This is a genomic window from Variovorax sp. 10N420 (assembly GCF_056394705.1).
Genome location: NZ_JBFTIJ010000038.1, coordinates 1 through 1,609, shown reverse-complemented (window position 1 = coordinate 1,609; position 1,609 = coordinate 1). Strand labels below are relative to the sequence as shown.

2 protein-coding genes are annotated in these 1,609 nt (G+C 65.6%); both read right to left on the bottom strand.

What is annotated here, in order from left to right:
- Positions 1 to 1,000, bottom strand: a 1,000-nt coding sequence (locus AC1DEK_RS30095; RefSeq protein WP_478128985.1) for an L-idonate 5-dehydrogenase, incomplete at its 3' end; no start/stop codon positions are given.
- A gap of 36 nt (positions 1,001 to 1,036) precedes the next feature.
- The coding region (locus AC1DEK_RS30090) for an SDR family oxidoreductase (protein ID WP_478128984.1) at positions 1,037 to 1,609 on the bottom strand (573 nt) is incomplete at its 5' end.

Here is a 1,609-nt window from a genome sequence, read left to right as displayed (position 1 = left end):
GCGTACGATCGGCCGCCAGCGCAAAGGCGCGGGCCGAATCGCGGTACGACAGGGTTGCCGATATCAGCGGCTTGACGTCGACCAGCCCCTTGTTGAGCAGCTCGACGGCGACCGCGAATTCCTCGTGAAAGCGGAAGGCTCCACGAAGATCGAACTCCTTGGCGACGATGGTGTTGATCGGCAAGGTCATCTCGCCGCCCAAGCCCAGTTGCACGATGATTCCGCGCGGGCGGATGGCGTCGAAGGCGCCGCGCAAGGCACGCTCGTTGCCGCTGGCCTCGAACAGCACGTCGAAGCTCCCCTTGTCGGCGGTAAAGCGCGCAAGGCCGTCCGGCTGCTCGGCCACGTTGACCACTTCATCCGCGCCGACCTTGAGCGCCTTGCCCAGCGTGTGGCTGCCGACATCGGTGGCGACGATGTGCGTCGCACCGGCTCGCCGCGCGGCAATGATCGCCAGCGCGCCGATGGGCCCGCATCCTGTGACCAGCACCCGCTTGCCGAGCAGCGAACCCGCGCGGCGCACCGCATGCAGCGCGACCGACAGCGGCTCGGCCATGGAGCCTTCGCCATCGCTGACCGAATCGGCCAGCCGATGCGCCTGCCATTGCTCCACCACCATCTGCTGCCTGAAGGCGCCCTGCACGTGAGGCGTGCGCATGGCGCTGCCGTAATAGCGCATGTCCAGGCAATGGTTCTGCAGGCCCTGCTGGCAATACTGGCAGCGCCCGCAGGGCCGGCTCGGGCTGATCGCCACGCGCTCGCCCGCCTTGAACGACGTGCCGGCACCGACCGCTTCGATCATGCCGGCGACTTCGTGCCCCAACACCATCGGCTCCTGGATGCGAACAGTGCCGAAGCCTCCATGCTGGTAGTAGTGCAGATCCGAGCCGCAGATGCCGCCGCAGCGAACCCGCACGAGCAATTGCCCCGCTTCCAGTTCGGGCGTGGGGACTTCCTCGACGCGCAAGTCGCCGGGGGCATGAATGACGAGGGCTTCCATGGCGTTTGTCTTCCTGGGTTGTTGATCGACTGAGGATCAGAGGCTTGCCGTGACGCCGCCGTCGACATAGAGGATGTGGCCGTTCACGAAGCGCGAAGCGTCGCTCGCGAGGAACACCGCCGCGCCCACGAGGTCTTCGACATCGCCCCAGCGACGAGACGGTGTGCGGCCGATGAGCCATGCGCTGAACTCGGCGTTCTTGACGAGCGCATCGTTCAGTTCCGTCTTGAAGTAGCCGGGCCCGATGCCGTTGACCTGGATGCCATGCGGCCCCCAGTCGATCGCCATCCCCTTGGTGAGCATCTTCACGGCGCCCTTGCTGGCTGTGTAAGGCGCAATGCCTGGGCGGCCGAGTTCGCTTTGCACCGAGCAGATGTTGATGATCTTTCCGCGCTTGCGCTCGATCATGTGGCGCGCGACGGACTTGCCGACGAGGAACACGCTGTCGAGGTTGGTCCGCATCAGCTCGTGCCAATGCGCTTCGTCGAACTGGTCCAGCGGTGCGCGGCGCTGCATGCCGGCGTTGTTGACCAGGATGTCGATCGGTCCGATATCGGCTTCGATCCGTTCGACCGCAGCGTTCACGGCATTGCCATCGCTGACGTCGAA